25 protein-coding genes and 2 riboswitches are annotated in these 25631 nt (G+C 49.2%); of the genes, 13 read left to right on the forward strand and 12 right to left on the reverse strand.

The genetic code is table 11. The features are described 5' to 3' along the window. Positions 1 to 761 precede the first annotated feature (761 nt). From MKX50_RS00455 to MKX50_RS00465, 3 genes are all read left to right on the forward strand, one after another. Positions 762 to 914: a small acid-soluble spore protein P gene (locus tag MKX50_RS00455; protein ID WP_339158111.1), complete on the forward strand. Its 153-nt coding sequence runs from the start codon at positions 762 to 764 to the stop codon at positions 912 to 914. Positions 915 to 1381: 467 nt separating this feature from the next. Next, positions 1382 to 2209 (forward strand): YitT family protein, encoded by an 828-nt coding sequence (locus MKX50_RS00460; protein WP_213595545.1) that lies wholly within the window; start codon positions 1382 to 1384, stop codon positions 2207 to 2209. A 104-nt stretch (positions 2210 to 2313) separates the two neighbouring features. Further along, positions 2314 to 3381: a DUF6612 family protein gene (locus MKX50_RS00465; RefSeq protein ID WP_213595479.1), complete on the forward strand. Its 1068-nt coding sequence runs from the start codon at positions 2314 to 2316 to the stop codon at positions 3379 to 3381. 99 nt (positions 3382 to 3480) lie between these two features. On the opposite strand, the gene tadA is transcribed toward MKX50_RS00465, so the two are convergent. Continuing rightward, entirely contained in the window at positions 3481 to 3972 is a 492-nt protein-coding gene (gene tadA / locus MKX50_RS00470) for a tRNA adenosine(34) deaminase TadA (RefSeq protein ID WP_213595481.1), read from the reverse strand. A 334-nt stretch (positions 3973 to 4306) separates the two neighbouring features. Here tadA and MKX50_RS00475 point away from each other — a divergent pair, with 334 nt between their 5' ends. Next, a complete protein-coding gene (locus MKX50_RS00475; protein ID WP_339158112.1) occupies positions 4307 to 6187 on the forward strand; it encodes an ATP-binding protein in 1881 nt (626 codons plus the stop codon). 74 nt (positions 6188 to 6261) lie between these two features. Continuing rightward, positions 6262 to 6966, forward strand: a complete 705-nt coding sequence (locus MKX50_RS00480) for a pseudouridine synthase (protein ID WP_213595485.1) — start codon at positions 6262 to 6264, stop codon at positions 6964 to 6966. Between the two features lie 67 nt (positions 6967 to 7033). On the opposite strand, the gene motB is transcribed toward MKX50_RS00480, so the two are convergent. Together motB and motA are read right to left on the reverse strand one after the other, a co-directional pair. Next, entirely contained in the window at positions 7034 to 7822 is a 789-nt protein-coding gene (motB, locus tag MKX50_RS00485; protein ID WP_213595487.1) for a flagellar motor protein MotB, read from the reverse strand. Beyond that, positions 7806 to 8609, reverse strand: coding sequence for a flagellar motor stator protein MotA (gene motA / locus MKX50_RS00490; RefSeq protein ID WP_213595489.1), 804 nt, complete (start codon positions 8607 to 8609; stop codon positions 7806 to 7808). The genes motB and motA overlap by 17 nt, the downstream gene beginning before the upstream one ends. 193 nt (positions 8610 to 8802) lie before the next feature. Between motA and MKX50_RS00495 the strand changes: the two genes are divergently transcribed. Then, entirely contained in the window at positions 8803 to 9096 is a 294-nt protein-coding gene (locus tag MKX50_RS00495; RefSeq protein WP_213595491.1) for a hypothetical protein, read from the forward strand. A 218-nt stretch (positions 9097 to 9314) separates the two neighbouring features. Beyond that, complete coding sequence (locus MKX50_RS00500) at positions 9315 to 9623, forward strand: 4a-hydroxytetrahydrobiopterin dehydratase (protein WP_213595493.1); 309 nt, start codon at positions 9315 to 9317, stop codon at positions 9621 to 9623. An 81-nt stretch (positions 9624 to 9704) separates the two neighbouring features. Here MKX50_RS00500 and MKX50_RS00505 read toward each other — a convergent pair whose 3' ends face one another. The 6 genes from MKX50_RS00505 to MKX50_RS00530 form a co-directional block, all read right to left on the reverse strand. Beyond that, on the reverse strand, positions 9705 to 10064 hold the full coding sequence (locus MKX50_RS00505; RefSeq protein ID WP_213595495.1) for a cytochrome c: 360 nt from the start codon (positions 10062 to 10064) through the stop codon (positions 9705 to 9707). A gap of 245 nt (positions 10065 to 10309) precedes the next feature. Beyond that, complete coding sequence (locus MKX50_RS00510) at positions 10310 to 10807, reverse strand: GNAT family N-acetyltransferase (RefSeq protein ID WP_213595497.1); 498 nt, start codon at positions 10805 to 10807, stop codon at positions 10310 to 10312. Positions 10808 to 11150: 343 nt separating this feature from the next. Continuing rightward, entirely contained in the window at positions 11151 to 11627 is a 477-nt protein-coding gene (locus MKX50_RS00515) for a C40 family peptidase (protein ID WP_155613506.1), read from the reverse strand. Positions 11628 to 11631: 4 nt separating this feature from the next. Then, positions 11632 to 11770: riboswitch (cyclic di-AMP (ydaO/yuaA leader) on the reverse strand. 196 nt (positions 11771 to 11966) lie between these two features. Next, positions 11967 to 12458, reverse strand: coding sequence for a C40 family peptidase (locus MKX50_RS00520; protein WP_213595500.1), 492 nt, complete (start codon positions 12456 to 12458; stop codon positions 11967 to 11969). 5 nt (positions 12459 to 12463) lie between these two features. Continuing rightward, positions 12464 to 12601: riboswitch (cyclic di-AMP (ydaO/yuaA leader) on the reverse strand. 221 nt (positions 12602 to 12822) lie between these two features. Beyond that, a complete protein-coding gene (locus tag MKX50_RS00525) occupies positions 12823 to 13647 on the reverse strand; it encodes a hypothetical protein (protein ID WP_213595502.1) in 825 nt (274 codons plus the stop codon). A 139-nt stretch (positions 13648 to 13786) separates the two neighbouring features. Then, a complete protein-coding gene (locus tag MKX50_RS00530) occupies positions 13787 to 15772 on the reverse strand; it encodes a M1 family metallopeptidase (RefSeq protein WP_339158113.1) in 1986 nt (661 codons plus the stop codon). A gap of 198 nt (positions 15773 to 15970) precedes the next feature. On the opposite strand from MKX50_RS00530, the gene MKX50_RS00535 reads away from it, so the two are divergent. Further along, positions 15971 to 16504, forward strand: a complete 534-nt coding sequence (locus MKX50_RS00535) for a YwhD family protein (RefSeq protein ID WP_213595506.1) — start codon at positions 15971 to 15973, stop codon at positions 16502 to 16504. Between the two features lie 214 nt (positions 16505 to 16718). On the opposite strand, the gene MKX50_RS00540 is transcribed toward MKX50_RS00535, so the two are convergent. The 3 genes from MKX50_RS00540 to MKX50_RS00550 form a co-directional block, all read right to left on the reverse strand. Next, a complete protein-coding gene (locus MKX50_RS00540) occupies positions 16719 to 17102 on the reverse strand; it encodes a metalloregulator ArsR/SmtB family transcription factor (protein ID WP_213595508.1) in 384 nt (127 codons plus the stop codon). 173 nt (positions 17103 to 17275) lie between these two features. Further along, positions 17276 to 17911: a DNA-3-methyladenine glycosylase gene (locus MKX50_RS00545; RefSeq protein ID WP_213595547.1), complete on the reverse strand. Its 636-nt coding sequence runs from the start codon at positions 17909 to 17911 to the stop codon at positions 17276 to 17278. 120 nt (positions 17912 to 18031) lie between these two features. Then, positions 18032 to 20086: a PBP1A family penicillin-binding protein gene (locus MKX50_RS00550; protein ID WP_213595549.1), complete on the reverse strand. Its 2055-nt coding sequence runs from the start codon at positions 20084 to 20086 to the stop codon at positions 18032 to 18034. Between the two features lie 280 nt (positions 20087 to 20366). Here MKX50_RS00550 and speE point away from each other — a divergent pair, with 280 nt between their 5' ends. The 5 genes from speE (at position 20367) to argS (ending at position 25605) form a co-directional block, all read left to right on the forward strand. Beyond that, the gene (gene speE, locus MKX50_RS00555) at positions 20367 to 21194 is read left to right on the forward strand and encodes a polyamine aminopropyltransferase (RefSeq protein ID WP_155613498.1); all 828 of its coding nucleotides are present in this window, start codon (positions 20367 to 20369) and stop codon (positions 21192 to 21194) included. A gap of 14 nt (positions 21195 to 21208) precedes the next feature. Continuing rightward, positions 21209 to 22078, forward strand: a complete 870-nt coding sequence (speB, locus tag MKX50_RS00560; protein ID WP_213595510.1) for an agmatinase — start codon at positions 21209 to 21211, stop codon at positions 22076 to 22078. 232 nt (positions 22079 to 22310) lie between these two features. Then, positions 22311 to 23321, forward strand: coding sequence for a hypothetical protein (locus MKX50_RS00565; protein ID WP_213595512.1), 1011 nt, complete (start codon positions 22311 to 22313; stop codon positions 23319 to 23321). Between the two features lie 165 nt (positions 23322 to 23486). Beyond that, positions 23487 to 23924 carry a DUF1934 domain-containing protein gene (locus tag MKX50_RS00570; RefSeq protein WP_213595514.1) on the forward strand — a complete coding sequence of 146 codons (438 nt, stop codon included), beginning with the start codon at positions 23487 to 23489 and terminating at the stop codon, positions 23922 to 23924. 1 nt (position 23925) lies between these two features. Next, complete coding sequence (gene argS, locus MKX50_RS00575; protein ID WP_213595516.1) at positions 23926 to 25605, forward strand: arginine--tRNA ligase; 1680 nt, start codon at positions 23926 to 23928, stop codon at positions 25603 to 25605. Positions 25606 to 25631: the final 26 nt, after the last annotated feature.

Here is a 25631-nt window from a genome sequence, read left to right on the forward strand (position 1 = left end):
ATCGCACGCAGGGAGCGAAGGAGAAGAGGCACGACATTACAAACTACTATGAAAGGTTGCCGCTTCGTCGAGCCGCCGTTGTAAGCAAGAAATGAAGGGATAAGACTAGGTGCCATCCATGCCTCGGCTTTGCTTCGTGCGTACAGGGGAGTAGTGCTCGTTCGCGTGGGAAGACCCCACCATACACTTGAGATAAGGCCATTCGATTGGTGGCCACTATCCTGTTAACCGGAGTCTAACGAATCTCATCCTCGTTATTTGTACCTATTTGCGCTTGTTTTAAATCTAACGATTTTTAGCCACGCTATTTACGGCTTATCCTCTGTTTAGAGCAATAAAGATTTGAAATAACGTTCTCCAGATTCGTTACATTTTGAAGAAGGTTATTTTTAAATAAATAGTGATCGTGAGGTTCGTTAAAAAGTTTCGTGCTACGACTCAGTCTTGGGGAAACTTGTGTATGTGCGGTAGCGTAGTTTGGCCGCTTGCTTTTCCGAGCCTAGCCGATCTCCGTACTCTTAAGTTAAGCTCATGGAATGCGTAAAGCCCCTGGAAGTGCAGCGAGCAAGAATACAGGCACAAGAGTAACATTCACTTCGCCACGCAGGTACTGTGTCTAGAAATGCCACCCTAAGGGGCATCCAAGGAAGTCACCCCGAGAAGCTATCCAAGGATCACCATGCATAAAGAGATCAAGTTCCCCACACCTTAAGAGTAAATGAACCAACCAAGCTCGATAAGCAAAGGGGGATGCACCGTACATGAGTAAACCAAAGTCCTATACCACACCTGGAACCCAGCCCGACACCAATCAGGGCCGAGAGCGAGGAAACGGGGGACCTGAGCCGTTATCGGGTTCAAAAAAGGTCAAGAACCGGAATCACGTTAGTCATAACAATCCTCAGGGCAGTTAAGCAATATGTAGTTAATTCTTGCTGCGCAATGCTGTTATACCAGGACGAAGCAGAGCAAAGGTCAAACGTTAACGAGTTCTCAAAGAACGAATTATACGGTAACCGGCTGTAATCGTATGACAGCATAACCGATCACTAGCCATCGAATCGAGATCAAATTGAATTCTGAATCTGGTCTGAATCTGATTTGAACTCGGGATCTAGTGTAGTTTGAAACTGAATCCAATCGGAAAGACCCGATTCGCTCCTTTCGACCCTTCAGCCTCTCGCTGAGGGGTTTATTTCTAATTTGCAATAATTACAGGACATGTGGTTCAAATAATGTCATAATAGAAGAGAAGCTATTCGTAGTCAAAGTGAAAGGATAGTGATGCGTATTGGAATTTGACAATGCAGGTTCTATTCCTCCGGTCTCCATTTCACCTCAATCTATTCGTAAGCATAAGCAGCGTTCCATTGGAAGCATTATGCTCAGAGCCTTTTTTATTGTGATTGGCGCATTGATTGTATCGGTGGCCCTGGAATTGTTCCTGGTTCCGAATAAAATTACAGACGGTGGCATTACGGGCATTTCCATTATGTCTTTTTATTTGTCGGGTGTCCCTTTAGGTATGTTCTTATTTCTGTTCAACCTGCCTTTTCTGATTATTGGATACAAGCAGATCGGCAAAACCTTCGCGATTTCCACCCTACTCGGAATTGCGGTCATGTCGGTAGGCACGGCGGTACTGCATCCGGTGGAACCTTTTGTAAAGGATACTTTGCTGGCATTTGTGTTTGGCGGCATTTTGCTTGGACTCGGGACGGGCTTGGTTATTCGCTTTGGAGGATCTCTCGATGGCACGGAGATCGTCGCGATCCTGGTGTCACGCAAGACGCCGTTTTCGGTCGGGGAAATCATCATGTTCATGAACTTCTTCATTCTGCTCTCAGCAGGCTTCGTATTTACTTGGGAGAGGGCACTATTCTCGCTCCTGGCGTATTATATTGCTTTTAAGACTATAGATATCGTTGTGGATGGTTTAAACGAATCCAAATCAGTGTGGATCATTAGCGATCAGATTGATGAGATTGGCGAAGCGATTTTGAGCCGTTTAGGACGGGGAGTAACCTACCTATCGGGAGAAGGCGGTTTTTCGGGCGATCCAAAGAAGGTGATATTTTGCGTTATTACCCGATTAGAGGAAGCCAAGCTTAAGGATATCGTGAACCATTTTGACGAAAATGCTTTTCTGGCAGTGGGAAATATCCATGATGTGAAGGGTGGACGTTTTAAGAAAAAGGCGATTCATTAAAATTATTCATAATTTATGTTTCAATCCTTCGCAATTATGGTTAATATAGTAAGTGGTCTAACAAAAATATTATGTATTGTCATCTTTGAAGGGGAGAGAAATTAATGTCAAGAAAGTTTTTTATGTCGGCCCTTATTCTACTTATGTCTGTGACACTGGTTCTAACCGGGTGCGGCGCAAAGAAGGAGCCGAAGGAAGCGCTGAAAAGCGCGGCAGTAACTGCGCTCAATATGGATTCCTATGTCTCTGAGAGCCAGATCAAAATTACCGACCTTAAGCTCGAGGGAGAATCTTCTCCTGAGATGGGTGTAGTTTTTTCTATGCTGAAGGACGCTGAGATTAACTTAACTCAGGTGTACCAGAAAGAGCCAATGCAGTCGGAAGCTTCGCTGGAAGTGAAGCTGACAGGCGATTTCTCAACAACAATTACGTTGCAATTCGTAACGACCAAGGACAAGATTTATGTTAAAATACCAAGCATTCCATTCCTCCCTCTGCCGGAGAAAGCCGTTGGCAAATTCCTTGAGCTTGATCTGAAGGAATTGGCGGAGTACAGCGGGGAAGAGTTCGACCCGGATTTGCTCGACACCGAAAAGACGCAAAAATTTGTGGCCGAAATCGCGAATGTAATTCTATCTGAGTATGACAATGATAAATTTATCAAGGATATTGACCCGAAAGACATTGAACTTCCAGAAGGCTTTAAGGCTAAGCAGGTCGTTCAATTCTACGTAACGAATGATACGGTCAAGGAAGCAATCAGCATTCTGCTGCAAGAGGCGCTGCCGAAGGTACTGGATATTATCGCTAAGGATGAATATCGCGCCATGATGCAGTTAACGCCGGAGGATATCGAGGAAGCGAAGAAGGGCCTCGAAGAAATGGATCAAAACGAACTCCAGACAACTCTGGACGAAATGCAGCGCTACCTGACAATTAACCAGTTCAATATGAACACGGCCATCGATAAAGACAACTATCCTTCTTATCAAGAGATGAACATGGATGTGGCATTCAGTGATCCGGATACGAAGGAAAAAATCCAGTTGGCCTTGCAAATGAAGAGCCAATTTACGAGCATTAACCAAAAGCCGACATTCAGCATCGGTATCCCTACGGATGTCATGACAATGGATGAATTCCTGCAGGAAATGAATGCTCTAGGTTACTAAGAGCCAAATAAGCAAAACAGTTCGAACATGCACAACAAAGAGGGCGTCTCCAAGGTCTGCATAGACCCTGAGGCGCCCTTCTTTTCATTATGGATGGGGTTACTTCCTGCGCAACCGCCGAAAAAACTCCGTAAGCAAAGAAGCGCATTCCTCCCGCAAGATCCCCGAGGTCACTTCGGTACGGTGATTAAAACGGGGCTCCTGGAGCAAATTCATAAGCGTTCCTGCGCATCCCGCCTTGGGGTCAGCAGCCCCGTAAATGACGTGGGGAATACGGCATTGCACGATCGCCCCCGAACACATCGGACAGGGCTCCAAGGTCACATAAAGCCGGCAATGCAGCAGGCGCCAAGCATCCAAAGTCTGACTCGCTTCCCGGATGGCGATCATTTCGGCATGTGCCGTGCCATCACGGATACTTTCGCGCAGGTTGTGTCCCCTTCCGACAATTTCATCGCCAAGCACGATCACAGCGCCAATGGGGACCTCCCCAATCGCTTCGGCCTTGCGCGCCTCTTTAATCGCTTCCTGCATCCAGTGTTCATCGGAATAAGTAGAGGCAGGCGGGGTAACAGGATAAGATGAATCCATGGGAAACGGTCAACTCCTTCAAATTAATGAGAAAAAAGACCTGTCCAACGAACAAATATTCGTTGTTAACATGTTGTGGGTAAGTCTGTGTATAACCACAGATTTATCCCCACTATTATACACAACAAGGACTTTGTATCTGTTGATATGTTCATAACTTGTGCATAACTTTTTGAACTCAGTCAAATTAGGCTGATTTATAGGTATTTTTACTTATTGTAGGGAAAGAGAGTGGGAATATCAACGTCTTTGCAAAACATGTCGTTACAGTTATGATGATAGAAATAGATTAATTCCAAAAATCACCAAACGGTTCAAAAGGGTGGGGGGAAGTTTGTCAATAAAAACAAAGCTGTCTCTGATCATGTCGTTTTTCGCATTAATTCTGCTTTCTTTAAATATTGCTTTAAGTTACTTCTCAACCCGGGACAACTTAAGGAATTTGAGCGAGGCCAACATGATGGTTACCGCCCGACAGATTGCGCTGGCTGTCGAACAGAGTCGCTCCGTCAATGAGTACATCAAGAGGCACAATCAGGGGAATATCAGTCGCGTCATGGCGGAAGGCATGCTTCAGATGACTAGTCCAGAACGAATTACTCAGGAGACTTTACGTTCTAACGAGCACCTGCTTGAGATAACGGGCATGGATCCCGAGACCTTCCAAGGCGGCGACAAGCTGTTATTTGGGACTTATAGCTATGTAAATGACAGGATGGACCAAACGGCGATCAGGGAGGTCATCCGCAAGGGGGAGAGCCTTCTTTATGACACCACGATCAACGGGGAAAGGGTGCTGGAGAGTTTTGTTCCCATTTCTCCTGTAAATAAAGGGCCGTACGTTATCCGAATCGTGTCCAGCTATGAGCCTATCTCATCGGTGATTTCCAAGCAGATGTTCAGCCAGGTTACGATTTCCCTAGTGCTGTTGCAAATCGTCATTTTTGCAAGTTATATTCTGGCGGGTGAAATTATTCGGCCGATTCAGGATATTCTGATTAAGGTCAACCAGCTCTCATCAGGAAAATTTGAGACGAGGATGCGGGTAAATCGCCGGGATGAGCTTGGATTGCTCGGTCAGAAAATCAATACTATGGCGGTTAGTCTTGGCCATTATACAGCAGAGCTGGAGCAGAAAAATGAAGAAATCCGCTCTATGAATGAATACCTGGAGTCCATAATTAGCCAGACTGCTGATGCGATACACTTGATTGATCTGGAGGGAAGAATCCTGCGGGTTAATCCGGCTTTTGAATGTTTATACGGTTGGAAGAGCGAGGAGATCGTAGACCGGAAGCTGGATTATATTCCGCCATTTTTAGAGCAGGATAGGAAAGAGTGGCAGCGGGAGCTGGAACAGGGCAGATCCGTTATTCTGTCCGAGACCGTACGCAAACGCAAAGATGGGAGTCTCGTCGAGGTCAGTATCAGCGAGTCTCCGATCTTCGACAAGTTCGGAAGGATATCGGCTTATATATGCATCTCCAGAGACATGACAGAGCATAACCGGATGGAGGAACTGCTGCGGAGGTCAGAGAAGCTGACCACGGTAGGGCAATTAGCCGCCGGCGTAGCTCATGAGATCCGTAATCCGCTAACAACGCTTCGGGGCTTCCTGCAGATGCAGCAGCATTCCAAAACGATCAACCCGCTTCATACGGACATTATGCTGTCCGAGCTGGATCGAATCAATCTGATCGTGAGTGAATTTTTGATTTTAGCCAAGCCGCAGGCCGTAAACTATCAAACCAAGGATGTGCGCTATACTCTCGGTGACGTCGTTTCCTTGCTGGATAGTGAGGCTCACTTACATAACGTTGAATTTAGTGTTCATTTCTCGTCGGAGGCGATTCTGGTACACTGTGAAGAGAACCAATTAAAGCAGGTGTTCATCAATGTTCTGAAAAATGCCATGGAAGCCATGCCATCCGGAGGGAAAATTACGTTAATGCTCTATCCCGATGAGCCGGATCTCGCTGTCATTCGAGTAATAGACGAAGGCGAAGGCATCCCTGAAGAACGGATGCAGAAGCTTGGAGAGCCTTTCTATACGAATAAGGAGAAGGGAACGGGGCTTGGCCTGATGATCAGCCAGAGAATCATCGAATCCCATAAGGGCTGTTTTCATATCGAGAGCGAGGTCGGCAAAGGAACAGTCGTCACGATTACTTTGCCACGAAGGCTCGGTAAGGAAGAGCTTCCACAGGATGCATAGATAGTATTTTCAGGGTTATTGAGACATGAAGTTCTAGCAAGAGATCAGAGATCGCATACGGGGTGACAACGAAGGTGAGAATCAACAAGTTCATTAGTGAGACGGGATATTGTTCCCGGCGGGAAGCAGACAAGCTGGTAGAGTCCGGTCAAGTTACGATTAACGGGAAGCCCGCTGAGCTTGGCAGCCAGGCCGAGAAGGGAGACGACGTAAGGATTAACGGGAAGCCGCTGACGCTGAAGTCATCGAAGCATGTGTATATTGCCCTTAATAAACCCGTCGGGATCACGAGTACGACGGAGCAGCATATCCAAGGGAATATTGTGGACTTCGTAGGGCATGAGGAACGGATATTTCCCATTGGGCGTCTTGATAAAGACTCTGAAGGATTAATACTGCTGACCAGTGATGGGGATATTGTGAATAGAATCTTACGCTCCGAGGGGCGGCATGAGAAGGAGTATATCGTTACAGTAGATAAAGCCATCACTCCATCTTTCCTGAAAGCAATGAGCGAAGGGGTGCGGATTCTCGGCACGAAGACCAGGCCGTGCGAAATCACTCGAATGACGGAACGGGTATTCCGGATTATTCTGACTGAGGGGAAGAATCGGCAAATCCGCCGGATGTGCAGCGCGCTCGGTTATGAAGTGCGGAAGCTGCAGCGCATTCGGATTATGAATATTCATTTGGGGAACCAGCAGGTCGGGACATGGCGTGATTTGACGCCGCAAGAGAAGCAGGAGCTCGGGGCTGCGCTGAATTATGAATTGAAATAAGGAGCTGTTCATAACAAAACACCCAGGCCTCTAACAGGGCCTGAGTGTTCGTCAGCATGGCAGGTGGTTATTTGTTAATCGCCGGAATGCCTGTTTTCGATTCTTCTTGGTATTTCCGGATAATCGATACTTCAACTCGGCGGTTCTTGGCACGTCCTTCGCTTGTTTTGTTTGAGGCGACAGGGTGATATTCCCCTTGACCGGTCGAGCTGAACATCTTCGGATTGAGCTTGTCATTAAGCAGCAGAATTTTCATGAAATTCAGGGCGCGGCCTGAGCTCAAGTCCCAGTTCGACGGGAACTCGCTCGTCGAAATCGGTATGTTGTCTGTATGTCCAGATACAACGACCTCGTAGTCAGGGAACTGCTCCAGCATCGTGGAAATGGCTTTGGCGAGTTTCCGGGCTTCCGGCTTCACTTCAGCGTCGCCGGACGCGAACAAGGCGTTGTCGCTAATCGTAATCATAAGGCGTGAATGATTGAGCTGCGTATCAAGCTGTGTCGTGAGCCCGTTTTCTTTAATGTAATTGTCCAGGCGCTTCTTGAGCGCCTCCAAGTTCGCTTGTTCTTTGCGCATGAGCTCATTTTTCTTCATCAAGCCTTCGGATGAGTCTTTAGCTATCGGATTCGTTTTGGTGTTGCTTTCGAAGGCGTTCTGATCAAGCACGCCAATTCCGCCGGTAAGGACGCTGCTGAACGCTTGGCTCATTTCCTCGAATTTCTTGGCATCCGTAGAGCTCATGCCGTAGAGGACAATAAATAAAGCCAGCAGGAGCGTCATCAGGTCAGCATAAGGAATTAGCCAGGATTCGTCAGCATGCTCCTCGTGAGGCTCATGCCTAGTCTTTTTGCTCACCGGATTCACCTACCTTGTCTAATAGACCGGCGCGCTCCGATGGAGTCAGAAATACAGCCAGCTTTTGTTGGATGGCAATCGTTGAGACACCAGATTGAATGGACAACAGTCCTTCCACCATCATCAGGCGGATTTCGATTTCTTGCTTCGAAAGGCGCTTCAGCTTATTCGCAATAGGGTGCCATAGCACATAACCGGTAAATATACCGAGCAGGGTCGCTACGAAGGCGGCTGCGATCGCATGGGCCAATGAATCCATATCGGACATATCTGCAAGGGCAGCAATCAGCCCGATAACGGCCCCAAGTACCCCGAGTGTCGGAGCGTACATCCCGGCTTGGGAGAAGATGAGCGCCCCTGCCCGATGCCGTTCTTCGGTCGCTGCAATATCTTCAGCAAGTACATCGCTGACAAACTCCTGGTCATTGCCGTCAATGATCATGCGCATACCGTTGCGCAGGAAATCATCGTCAATTTCCTCGACCTTGGATTCGAGCGCCAGGAGCCCCTCGCGCCGGGTAACAGTAGCCCATTCCATAAAGAGCGAGATGAGCTCTGCCTTGCTGATCATTTTTTGCTTAACGAATAATTTCTTGAACAACTTTGGAATCTTCTTCAATTCCGAGGAAGGGAAGCCTATGAACAGGCTCGCTGCGGTTCCTACCAAGATAATGATGTACGCCGCCGGGTTGTTAACCAAGTTGACGATTGGAGCTCCTTTAAGGAACATCCCCAGAACTACGGCGACTAAACCGAGAATAATACCGATGAGTGATGAAATTTCCATTATACACCTCGTCCTTGAGATAAATTGAAACCGTGCTTTCGTCCTTAAGCATCCTTGCGAAAAGACAGAAACCATCCAATAAAATAAACGGTTATCTTTTTTATCGACAGAAATCCTTTTTTTTTTAAGTGGTAATTTCGTTTATAATAAGACAATGGCTTATTTAGGAGATCGTGAAGGGAGCGAATCGCCCGTGGGAGTAAAGCACGGAAGGGAATATGAATATATTTTGGCGGAATTTACGGAGGCAGTTGGCCGTATTCCGGATTGCTATGTTTTTTTTGAGATGGAGCCTGCAGAATGGGAGGGTCTGTCCAAGGAAGAGAAGCATGAGGTGCTGGAGGCGCTGGCTGAGGATTTGTTCTTCGGACTTGGCTCCGAGCCGGTGATCACTGTGGGCAGTGCGGTTGTTATTTATGACCCGGAGGCACATCGCATTAACGTATTGATCGGCGAAGAGGAACTGACATCGGTGAAGCTGGTTTAGCGGAATGAAATGATTTTGCATGCGCCTTGGGGCGTGGTAAAATATGAAGTTAGGAACAGCCAATCATCTCCTGGCTTTAGGCATGAATATGGCCTGGGAAGAATAACAATAATCCAAAAGTAGAATTAATAACTACCTATAAAGCCGTGTGCATTAAAGGTACAGGAAGTACTACATAGTTTTGGAAGTTCTTGAAAAAGAACAGGGAGGAAAAAAACATGCCGTTTACACCACAAGAAGTTGAGGCGCATTTGGAAAAGTTGGAGGGATGGGAGCTGGAGGAAGGACGCTGGATCGTTCGCAAATTTACCTTCTCCGAGTATATGAAGGGCATAGCCTTTGTGGACGAGGTCGCGGCGATCTCAGAGGCCTTTAACCACCATCCTTTTATTACGATCGATTACAAAACGGTTACGCTTCGTTTGACATCATGGGAAGCAGGTGGAATCACGGCCATAGATATTAAGGAAGCCGAGCAATACAATGAAGCATACGATAAAATGAATTCACCCGAAAAAAGCTTATAGCTGTGATGGTCATGGATTAAACACGAGACACGCCCACCGGGAACGCTTCGTTTCCTAGTGGGCGTATTTGTATCATGCTCATTATTTCTTCTCTGCAAGCCAGAGCGCGACATTTGCAATTTCCTCATCCTGCAGCTTATCTTTGAAGCCAGGCATCATAGAGCCTTTACCCTTCGAAATAATCTTATAAAGCTGCTCGGTTGACAAGGTGGCTCCAATATGCTGCAAATTCGGCCCAGCCAAGCCTTCCAGTTGATCCCCGTGACAGCTGATGCAGTTTGCTTTGATGACGGCTTCCGCTTGCTCTGCGTTTAACGTGACTTCAGGCATTTGCGTCTTATTTTCTTGTGCCACCTGATCTTTGCCGGGCAAAGTAAAAATAAGCACCAGGGCTAGTGCACACGCGACAAAGAATAGCCCGCTCATAACCCACTTTTGCATTCAAATCGTCCCTCCTATGTAAGCTACCTTATTATTATAACGGAACACGCCCTTTGATCATAGCATTTGTGACAAAAAAAGCAACGAATTCCACGTATAATCGCTCAAAATTCACAATATATTATGAGCATCCTCACAGCGCGCCAGAATCAAGCCATACGGCGTCTTTCGGAAGAGAAGTGTAAATGGGCATATCTATGCCTGAGACCGCCTTAATGGCGTCCTCAGACGCTTTGCAGACCATGCTATAAACGTTCACCCCGATATACCATACAATAATACGGCTTGGATATTGCTCCTGGGGTCATTTTCTCGTACAGATCGGTAATAACGAACCCCGATTTCTGATAAGCGCGGATGGCCCGCGTATTCCAGGTGAGCACTTCAAGATCAATGACGTTGGACGGTGCGCGTCGCTGCGCCTCTTTAACGATCGTTAATACAAACGACTTACCCAAACCTTGGCCGCATAAATCGGGCCGCATTCCGATTCCGAGTCTGGTGACATTCTCCATAGGAAAATATTGGGCAAATCCAGCCAAATTTCCTTCCTCGTCCAGAACGGATACATACTGCTCTGCCCGTAAGGCCGGATTTCCAAATTCAACATCAAGAGCCTTCATTTGTTCCCAAGGCAGCCAGCTATAGATATCATAGGGAGAATCGTAGCGCCAAGTACTGATTGCTTCCCCATGATGCTCTTCCATAGGAACGATCTGAAACTGAATATCTCGTTTATCCATCTTGCGCCTCCTTGTACAAATGGGAAATGCCGTGCCATGGAACTTCGCCGGCGCGAACGTTTTACCACCACTGTAACGGGATTTTATTTTATTGTAAAGGCTCTAGCCAAGAGATTTTTGATGGTCAAGGGAATTATGAGGAAGGGTCATCCATTTATAGTGTAAACGGTTTAGCAAGGCGTCAAAAAAATAGTACCTATGGCGCGGATGACTGCAACCTTTTTCCCTAGCTCTTCGTTATTAAGTTAGACCGATGGAATTCCAAACAAAATGCCGCGGCAATTCTGGCAGGAATTGTCGCGGCGGTGAAGTAAAAGCAGTAGACATAAATGAGGTTGAGTGATTAGGATTGAGCGGCGTGGGTAGCATAGCCGTATTTGCTAAGGATCCGTTTCGCTCCGACGTAACGTTTCTTGTAGTAGCTGTTGCTTAATTTGTCAGTGCGGATTCCTTTAGAAGAAGAGGCATGAGCGAACTTTCCATCGCCGATATAAATACCGACGTGAGATACTCCTTTGCCGGTGGTATTAAAGAATACGAGATCTCCTTCCTGGAGCTGATCCTTTGCAACAGGCGTACCCTGTTTGTACTGCGCCGCCGAGACGCGGGCTAGTTTAACACCCATTTTCTTAAAGACGTAGCTTGTAAATCCGGAGCAATCAAAACCTTTTGCGGTCGTTCCTCCGAGCTTGTAAGGTGTTCCGTAGACGGCATTAACCGCCTTGTTCAATGTCGTGTCCGAGTCGGCGTATGCGCTTGCTGTCCCCATCGTAAGAAGAATAGCCAAGCTCGTCGCCGCTGCTGTTAAAGTCTTTCTCAAGATGTTGTGCTCCTTCCAAGGCCTGCGAGGTTAGCTTAAGGATTCGGTTGAAGGTTCCCTATCATCTCTTATGTAGCGAGATCAATTCACCCATAAATGGTTCCCCCGTCTCCCGGGTGCCGGGAATTCGGCTTATCAAGTTGTATGCACCCGAAACGAAACGACTTGCAACAATAATGACAAGATTGTAACTTATCACTTTGGTTATTCTAACAAAAACGGCCATCTTTTGCAAGAAAGGCTCTGCTGCAGCATGTTGGTAAAGTTATCTGTACCATTTGGGAATAAAAAAACCTGTAGGTGGGTTCGGCAAGAACCGTTACAGGTTTTCTGGACGTATTATTCTACATCGTCATGATCGTGGCTATCCACTGCAACCTCTTCGTACTTGTCTGTACTCAGGACGCGTTTGGCACCGACATAACGTTTGACATAATAATCTTCGCTTAATTTGCTGATGATTACGCCTTTCTTCGTTGAAGCGTGAGCGAAGCTCTCGCCATCAACCATAACACCAACGTGGGATATTCCATTACCGGAAGTGTTGAAGAATACGAGATCTCCAGCCTTCAGCTCATCCTTCTTGACAGCTGTTCCCATGTTGTATTGGGATGCTGATGTGCGAGGCAGCTTGATATCAAGGCTCTTGAAAACGTAAGAGGTAAATCCGGAACAATCAAAGCCATCGGTGCTCGTACCGCCAGATACATATTTCGTGCCCAGTGCGGACTCGATGGTTGAATCCAGTTTAGAATCTGCGAAAGCGCTGCCAGCCCCTAAGGTGAACAAGATGGACAAACTTACAGCAGCTACAGCCAACTTTTTCTTCAAAGAAGTTATGCTCCTTCCAATGCCTACGAGGTTAGCTTAAGGATTCGGGTTGAAGGTCCCCTATGATCCCTCTGAAGCGAGATCAATTCACCCAAAGTGGTTCCCCCGTTTCCCCGGTGACGGGAATTCGGCTGTGATTTTAACACCCTTTGTAACTTATTCGACAATGCTGTCATGCATCTTTGTGAATTATGACAGAAATGATTACAAATCTGTTACTTAAAAAGTACTGTTGTTATTGTAACAAGGCAGGGATCATTTGGCAATGGTTAAATTGCGAGAATTATATAGCAAGCATAGAATAAGGCCCCCGCAATTGCGCGGAGGCCTTGTGGCTCTAGGGAGGAGAGAAGATGAAGAAATTTTAACTTTTTTGTTGCCATAGACAATATTGCGAGGATATTTTCCATATTTTGAAAACACTGCGGAAGAATGGGTATGCTTGCTGCAAAATAAGGGCCAGCAGACCCGTCCAGATCCAGGATACTGTACCGAATAAGATAAAAATGATAGAGCAAGAGGCTGCCAGAATAAAGGAAATGCCAAGTCCCGGAAGAAGATGCTTCCAGCAAAGGAGCAGGGACGGCCAGGCATTGCCTCTAAATAAGTAGCCGAATTGCAGGAACAGCACCGTCTGGCGGATGAACCAGCTGTAGCAGAGCCAGCCGACAGCATAAGCCATAGCGATGAGGGCAGCTGAGATGTGGCTGCCGTTTCCCTGGAGAAAGGGGGACAGGGATGCGTATGCTTTCGGCAAGAGCCACAGCGTAGGAATTAGAATCAATATTAGCTCTATGAAGTAGAACAGCGTCACAGGCTTCCAAAATTTCTGCATGCCCCGGAAAAGTGGAAGGCCAGGCGCTCGTTCCTCCCCAGGAAGCAATCCATACAAGATTCCCGCTTGAACCAGAGGAGTGAGCAGCAGGCGAAGCAAAATCATGCCGATGACCATCCATAAGTAATGATGAACCTCGGGAATTTGCCAAAATCTATTCTGCCCCTCGATCATAAACAGAAGCCGGCTCAGATCGTTGGGGGGAGGGTCAGGATAGCGGTGCAGCACCTGCACCACGGCCGTATTGACCAGCCGATATAGAAATACTCCCCACAGCAGTTGATACAGGAACAGAATGATGACGGAGGGGAACTGTCTTTTGACGCTGCTCCACCCATTGCGAATATAGGGCATGGTATTCCCTCCTAAAAGTTTTGTGAGCAACACCGCATTGAATAAGCCTCGAACAAAACTCGCATCGTAAGCATAAACCTAGTTTTGTGAGCAACACCGCACCGAATAAGCCTCGAACAAAACTTACATCGTAAGCTGCTTACCATAGGAATGAGCTGGTCAGCATTTCGAGCAGCTTCGTTACAGTGACATTGGCGCGTGTGCTGACCTTCTCGTCCAGGCTGGCTTTAAAGTAGTTATTAATATGTTTGTTTTCCAGCACCAGCGTGTAATCCGGGTCGAGCATGGCCCAGGCGAGGGGTTCCCTATAGGATAATTTCAATTGGGAACGCTCTTCCTTCCCGTCTAGTACCTTCCGTACGGTATGCCCGTCTTGGAAGGTGAAGAGGATCGGCACCTTCGCATAGGTTCCGCCCTTGCGGGCGATGTCTACGACGGCCTCATACAGAGCATTGCTGTCCTGCCGGACCTGATAGATATCAATGTTCTCTATGGCATAGTCCGCCATTTTTCCATCATATACATACTCGTTAAAATAATTTTTCCAGGAGCGTCCCGTCGTTTGCTCAAGCACCCGCTGAAAATCCGCTGTGGTCGGATGTTTGAACCGATATTTACGCGCATAGAGGGACAGCGCCCGATTCATGGCTTTGTTGCCGATCTGCCGCTCGATGTCCAGAAGAACGAGTTTGCCGCGGTGATAGACATTCCTAGCGTAAGTATCCGCCGTGCCGAACTCCCAGGAAGGCTGAGTCAACGGCTTAGGGTCGGGGATCAATGCAGCTTGAATCGGCAGGCTGGTCGTGATCCCGAACTCCTGCTCCATCAGGCGGTCCTCGGCATAGGAAGTGAAGGCCTCGTCCAGCCAGGCTTCTTCAAACTCATTACTGGCCACCATTCCATAAAAAAATTGATGCCCGATTTCATGGATGACCGTGCGCTCTAGCTCGTCATACCCCGGGGAGTCGCCAGTTGCCCCGAACGCCGTAATCAGGGTCGGATACTCCATTCCCCCTGCACCATTCCCGTCAGCGGGGGGGACAACAATAGATAAAGTGGAGTAGGGGTAGCTGCCATACCATTTGCTGAAATTGGATAATGCAACCTTAGCGGCATAGAAGTAACGATCCTTTAAGTCTTTGTGGACTGGATCGAGATACAGCTTGATCCGCACCCCTGGCACCTCCTCCGAAGAGAACGGCTCTTCGGCGTAGATGAAGCTTGGCGAAGCGGCCCAGGCGAAATCATGCACATCATCCGCGTAATACTGGACAATTTTGCGTTCGCCCCGCTGTACCGCAGGTTTGGTCGGAAAGCCAGTAGCAGCTACCTTATACTCGCTCGGAACGTCGATATTCACGCTGTAAATGCCGAAATCGGAATAGAACTCCGAATTTCCATGATACTGGTGCAGGTTCCAGCCCTCCGTGCTTCTTCCCCTTCTTGAGACAGGTTCGTATACGCACAGTTTAGGGAACCATTGTCCGGCCATCACAAAGTCGCCGGCGGTGCCCATTCGCGCAAAAACTTTAGGAAGCTTCACGGTGAAACTCATCTTGAGTGTAATGGTCTCGCCGCCTTGCACCGACATGGGCAGACGCACTTTGGCAAGCGTCCTGTCGTTGGTGTTGCCGTCATCGGGCTGGACATACTGAATCCGGTGCAGGAGAGAAATGCCGTCCATCGTCCGGATATCGGTCAGCTCGATGGAACCCCAGCCATCCTTCGGCATAACATCTCCACGCAGGCGTCCTCCGGATTCCTTCATAAATGTAGTTTCCGAGGAAGCGAAGGCATTGGGATATAGATGAAAGTAGAGCTCGTTCACCGTTTTTTTCCCGGGATGGGTCCAGGATAGCGTCTGGGTGCCAGTCAGCGTTCGCTCCTGTTCATTCAGCTTGACGTCAATATGGTATTCTGTAACCCGGTTGCTGAGTATTTCTGCTGTCGGCTGCTGTATACTCTCCTGCGGAGGAGAAGAGGCCTTCACTGAGGCGGTCTTGCCCTGCTGCGGGGCAAATGAGGGGGCGTCCGTGTGGTCGTCATGAAGCATGTACATGATGGAACCGCCTAAAAGACACAAGGTAAGAATAGCCATACTAATTATTATCGATCGACGGGTCATACCATGGATACCTCCTGTTGACAAGCATCTACAGCATGTATATGTTTGCATTTGGGAGATTATTAGCTAAAATAAAATTAATGTGTACGTCGGCTGAACAAGCATTCTCTATAGGGAAAGAAAACATGCAGAAACTGCCTTCGGCGAACGCTGCTCAGGTTCTGATCAAGCGACCGCTCAAGCCAGGTGGAGGGAATTATGGATAATAAAGATAAAGATACTTCACAGAAGACGGGCAAGAAGATATTCGCCTTAAATATTATTAGTAACGATGACAAGAGCAAGCATAAAGGATTTGGTGCAGGCTCCATCGATTTGAACAGCATGTCGCCAGTCATCATCGACGGAAGTGAAGCTTATATCGATATCGGCGCCATGCATGCCAAGAGTAAGGTGGAGAAGGGCATCAAGTTCTCGACGAATAAGGAGGATGTTCCTAACGGACGCCAAGTATGGATCGTATGGGTAGCCGTGGACCGGACGCCGGAGCTGGGGCAATTTTACGGCGGGATGACCGCCTGCGAAATGCTGATCGATACGGAAGCGCGCCGCGGATGGAAGATTCTCGCCGATCATGTCAACAAGATGGACTATGCTCTAAAGCGCAGAGTCATTTTGGATGGGTTGGGGGCGGAGGAAAAGGCCGCCCTGAAGAAGCTGCTCATAGAGACCAACGAAGAATGGTGGGAGAAGTCTTCAGACGAGCTGAAGGCAGCTCTAGAGACGGAATAGAAGCGAATTCCATATTCAAAACAGCAATCCATCGAGGTTGTCATATAAATAAGCACGCGCCAGCCTCAGAGGGGATCCTCAGCCGGACGCGTGCTTATTTGATTTCTGAAGGTGATGATGCCGGCTTATATCGGAAGATGGTGATCCTGAGGGCAGCCAGCGCGGGCACAGGATAGGGCCCTGAGTCATGGCATAGCCTTAGGCAGTGGAGGACTTACCCTTGGCAATGTCTCTCCTTCTGATGCTCCAGCGTCATCGTAATCAACGTTTGGATATGATGATCCTTCAGAGAATAGAATACGTTTTTGCCTTCTTTGCGTGATTTCGTAATGTCCATTTGCTTTAATAAGCGTAAATGATGGGAGGCCGTAGCGACGGAGCTGTCCAGGATCAAAGCGACATCGCGAACGCACAGCTCCTCCCTCTGCTGCAGCAAGTAGGCGATCTTCATCCGGTTGGGATCGGACAGCGCCTTGAACATCTGTGTCATGCCGAGGATATCTTCTTCATTGAGGCTGCTGCCAAGTTCATCTGTAATGCCGCTGTGTAGGTGGGATTGTTCGCGGACTTCAGCTTGGACTAGAATCGGACTTGTCATATGTAAGGAACCTCCTATTGCTTTAGAAGAACATTCAAGTGCTTGTTTGATTGTTGTGTATATTGTACTCCTGCTGCCCATTATAATCAAATGTCCGCTTGAATGTACGGACGGAGCACTGAACTAAATAAATGCAAAAAAAGCGCCAAATAGGCGCTCGCAGGTAGTTTTGTTTAGAACTCTTGAAACACGTTCATGTTCTTATCAAGCAGAGGAACATAAGGATTATCCCGCAGGAAAAAACGCCATGGCTTAGCAGCATATTCTTGTGCATACGCGATATTAATACGCGGCGACTGCATGATGGTCTCCTTCCGCAGCGGTCTGCCCGCCTCAATCCATAACGGGCCGCCCTGCTGCAGCAGAGATTGGCCATTTAGCGATTTATCGATACGAAGTCCGCGGCACAGCTTGCCTGGACCTCCGGATAAAACAACGGGCTTCCTGGCTGCCGCGCCCCTATATTTACGCATCAGAGCTTCATCCTCCGCTGTCAGGGGCTCAACAGCCCGGATCAATACGGCTTGCGGGTCATCGACGGCACCGGTAACGACGTTCAGGCAATGATACATTCCATAGATTAGATAAATGTAGGCTGTTCCGCCCCGGCCGAACATGATCTCCGTTCTAGCCGTTCTTCGCCCGCCATAAGCGTGGCTTCCCTTATCCTCTATGCCGCCGTAGCTTTCCGTCTCGACGATGCGGGAGCGGATATCTCCGTCCTCGGTTCGGCGGACGAGCGTATGCCCGATTAGCCGGGGAGCCGCTTCCAGAGCCGTCGTGTCGTAGAATGCAGGAGGCAGTATCATACCTTCCGGATATGGGGTAAACGGTAAGCTCATGATTAAGAGATCTCCTTTTCTGTACATCATTCATAGTCCTATGCGTGCCGAATGAGGATATCTCACATGTTACAGTATGCCTTGCGCCTAGTCCATCCACCAGCGTTTTAGATCGCTCCACCAGGAGCGGCTCTGTGTTTTTTCTTCGACGGGCAGCGGTTCAGGCTCTTTATCCCCGTGAGCGTCACACGTCTCTGTCGGTTCTGTGCCTTCAATAAATACCTCGAGCTTTTTGCTGGGGCAATCCTCCGTTGCAAGCTTGCCTGTCGCGGGATCGAGATATACGCTGACGACCCCGTCGGGAATCGGAAAAATTTTTGGCGGTACTTTTTCTAGGGCCTTCTCTGTATATTTGGCAAATATAGGGGCCGCCTTGCGTGATTCAGCCGTACCTAGCATCTTCCCCTTGTCATATCCAACCCAGACGGCTGTAGACAGCTCTGGCGTGAATCCCACCAGCCAGGCATCGGTGCTTGTCGTGCCTGTCTTGCCGGCGACCGGACGCTTGATGTCTGCCGACACCCGGTTTCCGGTTCCCCCGGCTTCGAATACGCTCTCCAGCAAATGGGTCAGCACGTAAGCTGCGGCAGGCTCGACGACTTGCTCGGGGGCTGCAGAGGGAGCTTCATATAATATGCGATCCTCATCGTCGGTAATTTTCAGCACGGCAACCGGTTTAACCTGTTTGCCTTGGTTGCTGATTACCCCAAACGCCGTAGCCATCTCAAACGGACTAACCGGCGACGTACCCAGCGCCAGGGAAGGCACCGCATTAAGCGGACTGGTAATCCCCATCTTCCGGCCGAGCTCGATGACCTGATCGGCACCAACCGTCAGGATTGTATTGACCGCATAAATATTGTCCGAGGCGGCAATGGCCTGGCGCATATCGATTTCCCCCAAATATTTGTCGCCGAAGTTTTTAGGGCTGTACGTTTTCCGGTTGTTATCATAATGAAACAAGGTCGGCTGGCTGGAAAATTTGCTGGCACTTGTCATCTTGCGGGAAGACAGGGCGGACAAGTACATAATCGGCTTGAAGGTTGAGCCGGGCTGACGGGTCGTCGCAAAGACATGGTTGTACTGGCTCCGTACGTAGTTCACGCCGCCGACGAGTGCTTTGATATGGCCGCTGCGCGGGTCGATGGAGATCAGGGCTGCCTCCAGCTCGGGCGAGTCCTTCAGCTCGCTTGCCACGGCAAGCTCGGCTGCCTTTTGCGTTTCCATATCCAAGGTGGTGTATATTTTGAGTCCGCCGTTCTCCAGCAGGCTCTCATCGAACCCGAGCTCGTTGATGATCACATTTCGGACGTAGTCGCGAAAATATGGGGCCTGATCTCCAGTCGTCCGCAGCTTCGGAGATTGGAACTGGAGGATTTCCTCATAGGCTTTTTCCGCCTGAAGTTCGGTGATGTTTCCGGTTTCCACCATGGCATTTAAGATGAGCCGCTGGCGGTCCTTTGCATTCTTCATCTGATTGAAAGGGGAGTAATAAGTAGGCCCCTTCGGCACACCGGCCAGCATGGCGCTTTCGGCCAGGCTGAGCTGTTCCGCGGATTTGCCGAAATACATTTGGGCTGCCGCCTCGATGCCATAAGCGCCGTGGCCGTAGTAAATTTCGTTAAGATACATTTGCAGGATTTCATCCTTACCGAGCTTCATTTCCAGCTGTGCAGTGTACATCGCCTCCTTCAGTTTTCGCGACCATGTACGCTCATGCGATAAATACAGGTTTCGCGCGAGCTGCTGCGTCAACGTGCTGGCTCCCTGCACTTTGTTCATCTCCTTGAGATTGACGAGAACTGCCCGGGCCATGCCTTTGAGATCAAAGCCGAAATGATCATAGAAGTGCCGGTCTTCTACAGCGAGCGTCGCTTGAATAAGGTATGGTGAAATATGATTTAGCGCAACGTTGGAACGGCTGCGGTCGGAGCTGGAAAAGACGGCGATAGCCTCGCCCTGGCGGCTGAGGAGCTGTGAATGCCGGTCGGAGTATGCGAGCGGCAGATCCGCCTGATATAAATAGAAGATAAGCGCTCCGGAGGCGATCAGCATGGTAACGCCACAGGCCAGGAAACATTTGAATATAAGGAATCTTCTGCGGTGCGAGCCCCGTCTGCTGCTGCGGACAAGTCTTTGCATAGCTTGCATTCGCCTCCAACCTCCGAATTTCCGCTCTTGATGCGGCTACTGTTCAGTATGGGAAAGTTTGGGGGAGATATTCATGGCAGAGGCATGGGGAAGATCGATTTTGCGGATTTCCATAAATAGTTGCATTTTCACCTTGTTTTAATATAATCAAATTTGTTTGGTACAATAGGAAGAGAAACTTTGCGAGAAGTGAATCTGGACAGCCCCCGGCCTCCGGTAAGGGTTAATATGACGGCTAAACACTATTCTAACGGGAAAGAAGGGTTATACGATGGAATTGTGGTTTACGGAGAAACAGACGCCCGTCTTTGGCATTACGGCAAAAATTCGGGAAACATTGGTGAGAGAGCAGACGGATTTTCAAGATTTGGCGATCATTGATACCGAAGAGTTTGGACGAATGCTGGTGCTTGACGATATGGTCATGACGACGGTGAAGGATGAATTTGTATACCATGAGATGGTAGCTCATCCGGCGTTGTTTACGCACCCGGATCCGAAGCATGTGCTTGTTGTCGGTGGCGGTGACGGTGGAGTTATTCGTGAAATTATGAAGCACCCTAAGGTGGAGAAGGCTGTTCTTGTTGATATTGACGGAAAGGTCATTGAATATTCGAAAAAATATTTGCCGGAAATCGCTTGTGAGTTGGATAACCCGCGCGTTGAGGTTCAAGTAAATGACGGCTATATGCATATTATTCAGAGCAAGAATAAATACGACGTGATTATGGTGGACTCCACGGAGCCTGTAGGCCCGGCAGCCCCATTGTTCGAGCGCGGCTTCTATCAAGGGATCTACGAGGCGCTCAAGGACGACGGCATTTTCGTAGCTCAAACCGATAATCCTTGGTTCAAAGCGGACTTGATTCAGAAGGTAAATAAAGACGTCAAGGAAATTTTCCCGATCGTCCGGGTATACGGCGCTAACATTCCTACGTATCCGAGCGGTCTGTGGACCTTTACGATGGGCAGCAAAACCCATGATCCGCTTCAAGTAGATGAGACCCAAATTCCGGAGATCGATACGAAGTATTACTCGCCGCGTCTGCACAAAGCTGCATTCGTGCTGCCTAAGTTCGTAGAAGATCTCGTGAAGTAAGGGGGCGTGCAGCAATGAAATTGGATCAGGCTTATTCGGGCAACGTATTCATTTGCAGCTCCGAGTCGTATGAGGATGCCAAAGCGGTCATCTACGGGATGCCGATGGATTATACCGTCAGCTATCGTCCGGGCTCGCGGTTTGGCCCTGCGCGCATTCGCCAGGCATCGGTTGGTCTGGAGGAGTACAGCCCGTATTTGGATAAGAGCATTCTAGACGCTGCTTATTTCGATGCGGGGGATTTGCTGCTGCCTTTCGGCAATGCGGCTCGCAGTCTTGACGTGATTGGCGACTATGTTCGCGGTTTGCTAAAAGACGATAAATTCCCGATCGGACTAGGCGGAGAGCATTTGGTCAGCTGGCCGGTCATTCAGGCGATGCATGAGAAGTATCCTGATTTGGCTGTCATCCATATTGATGCTCACGCCGATCTTCGTGATCAATATGAAGGCGAGCCGCTGTCCCACTCTACGCCGATTCGCAAAGCGGCTGAATTGATAGGCGGCAAGAACATTTATCAATTCGGAATCCGTTCCGGATCGAAGGAAGAATTCCTTTACGGACGCCAGAATATTAACTTCCATCCATTCGAGGTAGCTGCGCCGCTGAAGACCGAGCTTCCGAAAATGGGCTCGCGTCCGGTGTACGTAACGATCGACATCGACGTGCTCGATCCGTCCTGCGCCCCGGGTACAGGAACGGCCGAAGCGGGGGGGATTACCTCGAAGGAGCTGCTTGAAGCGGTTCATTTGATCGCTAGATCCGACGTGAACGTCGTGGGCTGCGATCTTGTAGAGGTCGCTCCGATTTATGACCCGACCGAGCAGACGCAAATCGTGGCTGCCAAGCTCATTCGCGAAATGCTGCTGGGCTTTGTGAAGTAGTTTTAAATGGCTTATTTATTGTTTAAATTCAATTGATGGAATGCCCTGCAGCGCAACTGGCTGCGGGGTATTTTTGTGCTTTGACCGGCGTTTGTCCCAGTGTATGCCCTTGGAACTATTTTGCATATTTAGTGAGAAATTTTGGCAACCTTTATCCCGATTATGCGTCTAATCACATGGTATTTGAAATATTTACTTAGCACATGAACTGGCAGCCAGTTAAGGAGGAAAGATGAACAAAAAGAGCAATCTAAAGGGCTATTTGTTGGCGGGCGCCTTGGTCGTCTTGGCCGCTGCTCTCATCATTGGTATCGTGAAGCTGCAGGAACGGGATCAAGCGTTGAAGGTTACGGATGCTTCCGCTGCCGGTGTTGCCCTTGACGGGGAGCTGCCGGTAAAGCCAGACCTCGAGGAGCAATCTGACATATCACTGGAACAGGATCAAAATCAGGATCAAGAGGGAGAAGCACTGTCCCCTTACCTGCTGGATCACCTGTCATTCCAGGAGGAAGAGGTAAAATCCGTCTTTGCGGTTTGGAAGGGAACGAAGAAGGAAATACCGCTTGAACGCCAGTATGTGATTTTACAATCTTTGCGTTTCACAGATATGCAGGCCGCGGCAACGGAGACGGCTTCCCCAGCAGGACAGGTCATTCTGCAATTTGCGCTTAGCGATCAGAGGATCATTGAATTTCCCTATAATTTGGACAATAACTCATTTGAATCCGCGGGAAAGGCATATTATGCCGATGATCAGGTGCTGCTGCTAATGCATGGTCTGATGCAGCCCGATTCGGAGCTTGGCGTGTTTGATGCCTTTGAGGAAAGGGCCCGGTTGGAAGCGGAGAAGCAAGCTGAACTGCGGGAGCCCAAAGGGGTTGAAAGGGAGCAGATCGCGGTGGACGGCTTAATCTATTCGGAATGGGAGGAACGGCTGGACACCGAGCCCGCCGACTGGAGCATTCCTTACTACGATAACGCCGTAGGCGAAGTCAAAGAGGTTCGCAAGTTCAGTAACGGAATTCTTGAGCTTAACAATAAAATCATCTTCTGCGACGGCTCCCACGAGACGCCCGGCGGAGTGAAGGTAGGGCTGACGGCGGCCGAGGTCGGCAAGAAATTACAAGCAGACCCGATGAAGCTGCCGAGTAAATGGAGCTATAAATCGGGGGATTATTTCCGGTTCCATCTTCACTTCGACGGCTCCAAGGTCAAATATATGGTTCTAAGCCAACCGCTTTAACTACATCATTTAAATTAGAGACACCGCTCGTGAGAGTGGTGTTCTTCGTGTATAATCGGCGGCGGCCGGCAAATTTGAATGATCGTTTGCTGAAGCTAAAATATTGAATTGCACCGTTGAACTGGATATAGTAGTACAATAAGAAAATGTTGAAGAACAGGCTGAATGGATGGAGAGGATAGGGTGCCGAACTGGAAGCCAGCCGTCATCGTCATTAATAGCCAGCAAGGCGATGAGGCCTCAGAACAGCGTATCAAGGGCGAGACATGGAGCAAGGGCAGCACGCTGTACGTCAGATATGTCGAGCCTGAACCAGGGCCAACGGGCGGTACGACGCGGGCCACGATCAAAATTTCGCAGAACGAGCTCAAGATCATGCGCCACGGAGAGGTGGAGTCCGAGCAGACGTTCCAGCAGGGCAAGCGGCTGCCGGGGTTCTACAGGTCCCCTTATACGAGGTTTAATTTGTCGACAGATACAAGCAGGCTGAATGCTCGTCTAGAAGGTTCCGGCGGCGTTGTGGCCTGGGAATACGACCTATGGGTTCATGAAGAGATGACCGGACACTTTGTAATCAGTTTACATATACAGGAGGAAGTTTAAGATGACAGTTAATCCCTTGGAACAAATCAATCAGTCGGTAAAGGAAGCGATTCTTAACGCAGTTGTAGCTGCTGGACTTGCAAATCGCGACGAGGTGCCTGCTATCGTATTGGAGGTGCCGAAGGATAAGGCGCACGGGGATCTTGCCACGAACGCTGCTATGCAGCTCACACGGATGGCTAAGAAAAATCCGCGCCAAATCGCGGAAGAAATCGTGAAGAACATTGATTATGAACAAGCTGGTGTCGAGCGGGCGGAAATTGCTGGCCCGGGTTTCATCAACTTTTTCCTTAGCAAAAGCTATCTGTACCCTGTCTTGGAGCAGATCTATACACAAGGCGAAAAATATGGTCGGGTTCAGCTTGGAGAAGGCAAAAAGGTACAGGTTGAGTTCGTCAGCGCAAATCCGACGGGCAGCCTGCATTTAGGGCATGCGCGCGGGGCGGCGGTTGGAGACGCTTTGTGCAACGTGCTTGATTATGCTGGATACGAGGTTACTCGGGAGTACTATATCAACGACGCTGGCAATCAGGTCGTGAACCTCGTGAAATCGATCGAGGCGAGGTACTTGCAGGAGCTTGGCCAGGACGTGGAGATGCCAGAGGACGGATACCACGGCGAAGATATCAAAGGCTTCGCGAAGGAACTGGTTGCCGAGAAGGGAGATGCGTTATTGTCCCTTTCTCCAGACGAAAGAGAGGACTTCCTCCGCAAATACGGATTGGAGAAAGAGCTGGACAAGATCAAGCGCGACCTGAGCCGCTTCCGGGTAGGCTTCGATGTATGGTTTAGCGAGACCTCCCTGTACGTGGACGGACAGGTGGAGAAGTCGCTGGAGGAGCTGCGCTCCAAGGGACAAACTTATGAGCTGGACGGTGCGACATGGCTTAAATCCACGGAGTACGGGGACGATAAAGACCGGGTGCTTGTGAAGAACGATGGAACCTATACCTATTTGACGCCGGATATCGCTTATCACCGCAACAAATACGACCGCGGCTATGATCGGATGATCAACATTTGGGGCGCCGACCACCACGGTTACATTCCGCGGGTGAAAGCGGCTATGCAGGCCCTTGGCAACGATCCGGACAAGCTGACGGTGTTGATCGCTCAGATGGTTAGTCTGTTCCAGGACGGCGAGAAGGTGAAAATGTCCAAACGGACAGGCAAAGCCGTAACGATGGTCGATTTAATGGATGAAGTCGGCGTCGATGCGATTCGCTATTTCTTTACAATGCGGAGCATGGATTCACATTTGGATTTCGACATGGATCTGGCGATTTCTACATCCAATGAGAATCCGGTTTATTATGTCCAATACGCGCATGCGCGGATCTGCAGCATCTTCCGTCAGGCGGAGGAGCAAGGCATCGTGATTCCTGCCATTCAAGACGTGAAGCTGAGCAAGCTGACCGCTGAGCATGAGTTCGATCTGCTGCGCAAAATGGGCGAACTGCCGGAAGAAATCGGCGTAGCGGCCGAGAACTTCGCGCCGCATCGCCTGGTGCGTTATTTGTATGAGCTGGCGGCATTGTTCCACAGCTATTACAAAGCGGAGCGCGTCATTACCGAGGACGCGGAGCAGACCGCTGCGCGGCTGGCGCTGCTTGGCGGCGTGCGGACCGTGCTGGCCAATGTGCTGAAGCTGATCGGCGTATCTGCGCCGGAACGGATGTAGCACGGGCCAGGGTTGTCCGCTGCACG

It is taken from the genome of Paenibacillus sp. FSL W8-0186 (genome assembly GCF_037969765.1).
GTDB classification, from domain to species: Bacteria; Bacillota; Bacilli; order Paenibacillales; family Paenibacillaceae; genus Fontibacillus; species Fontibacillus woosongensis.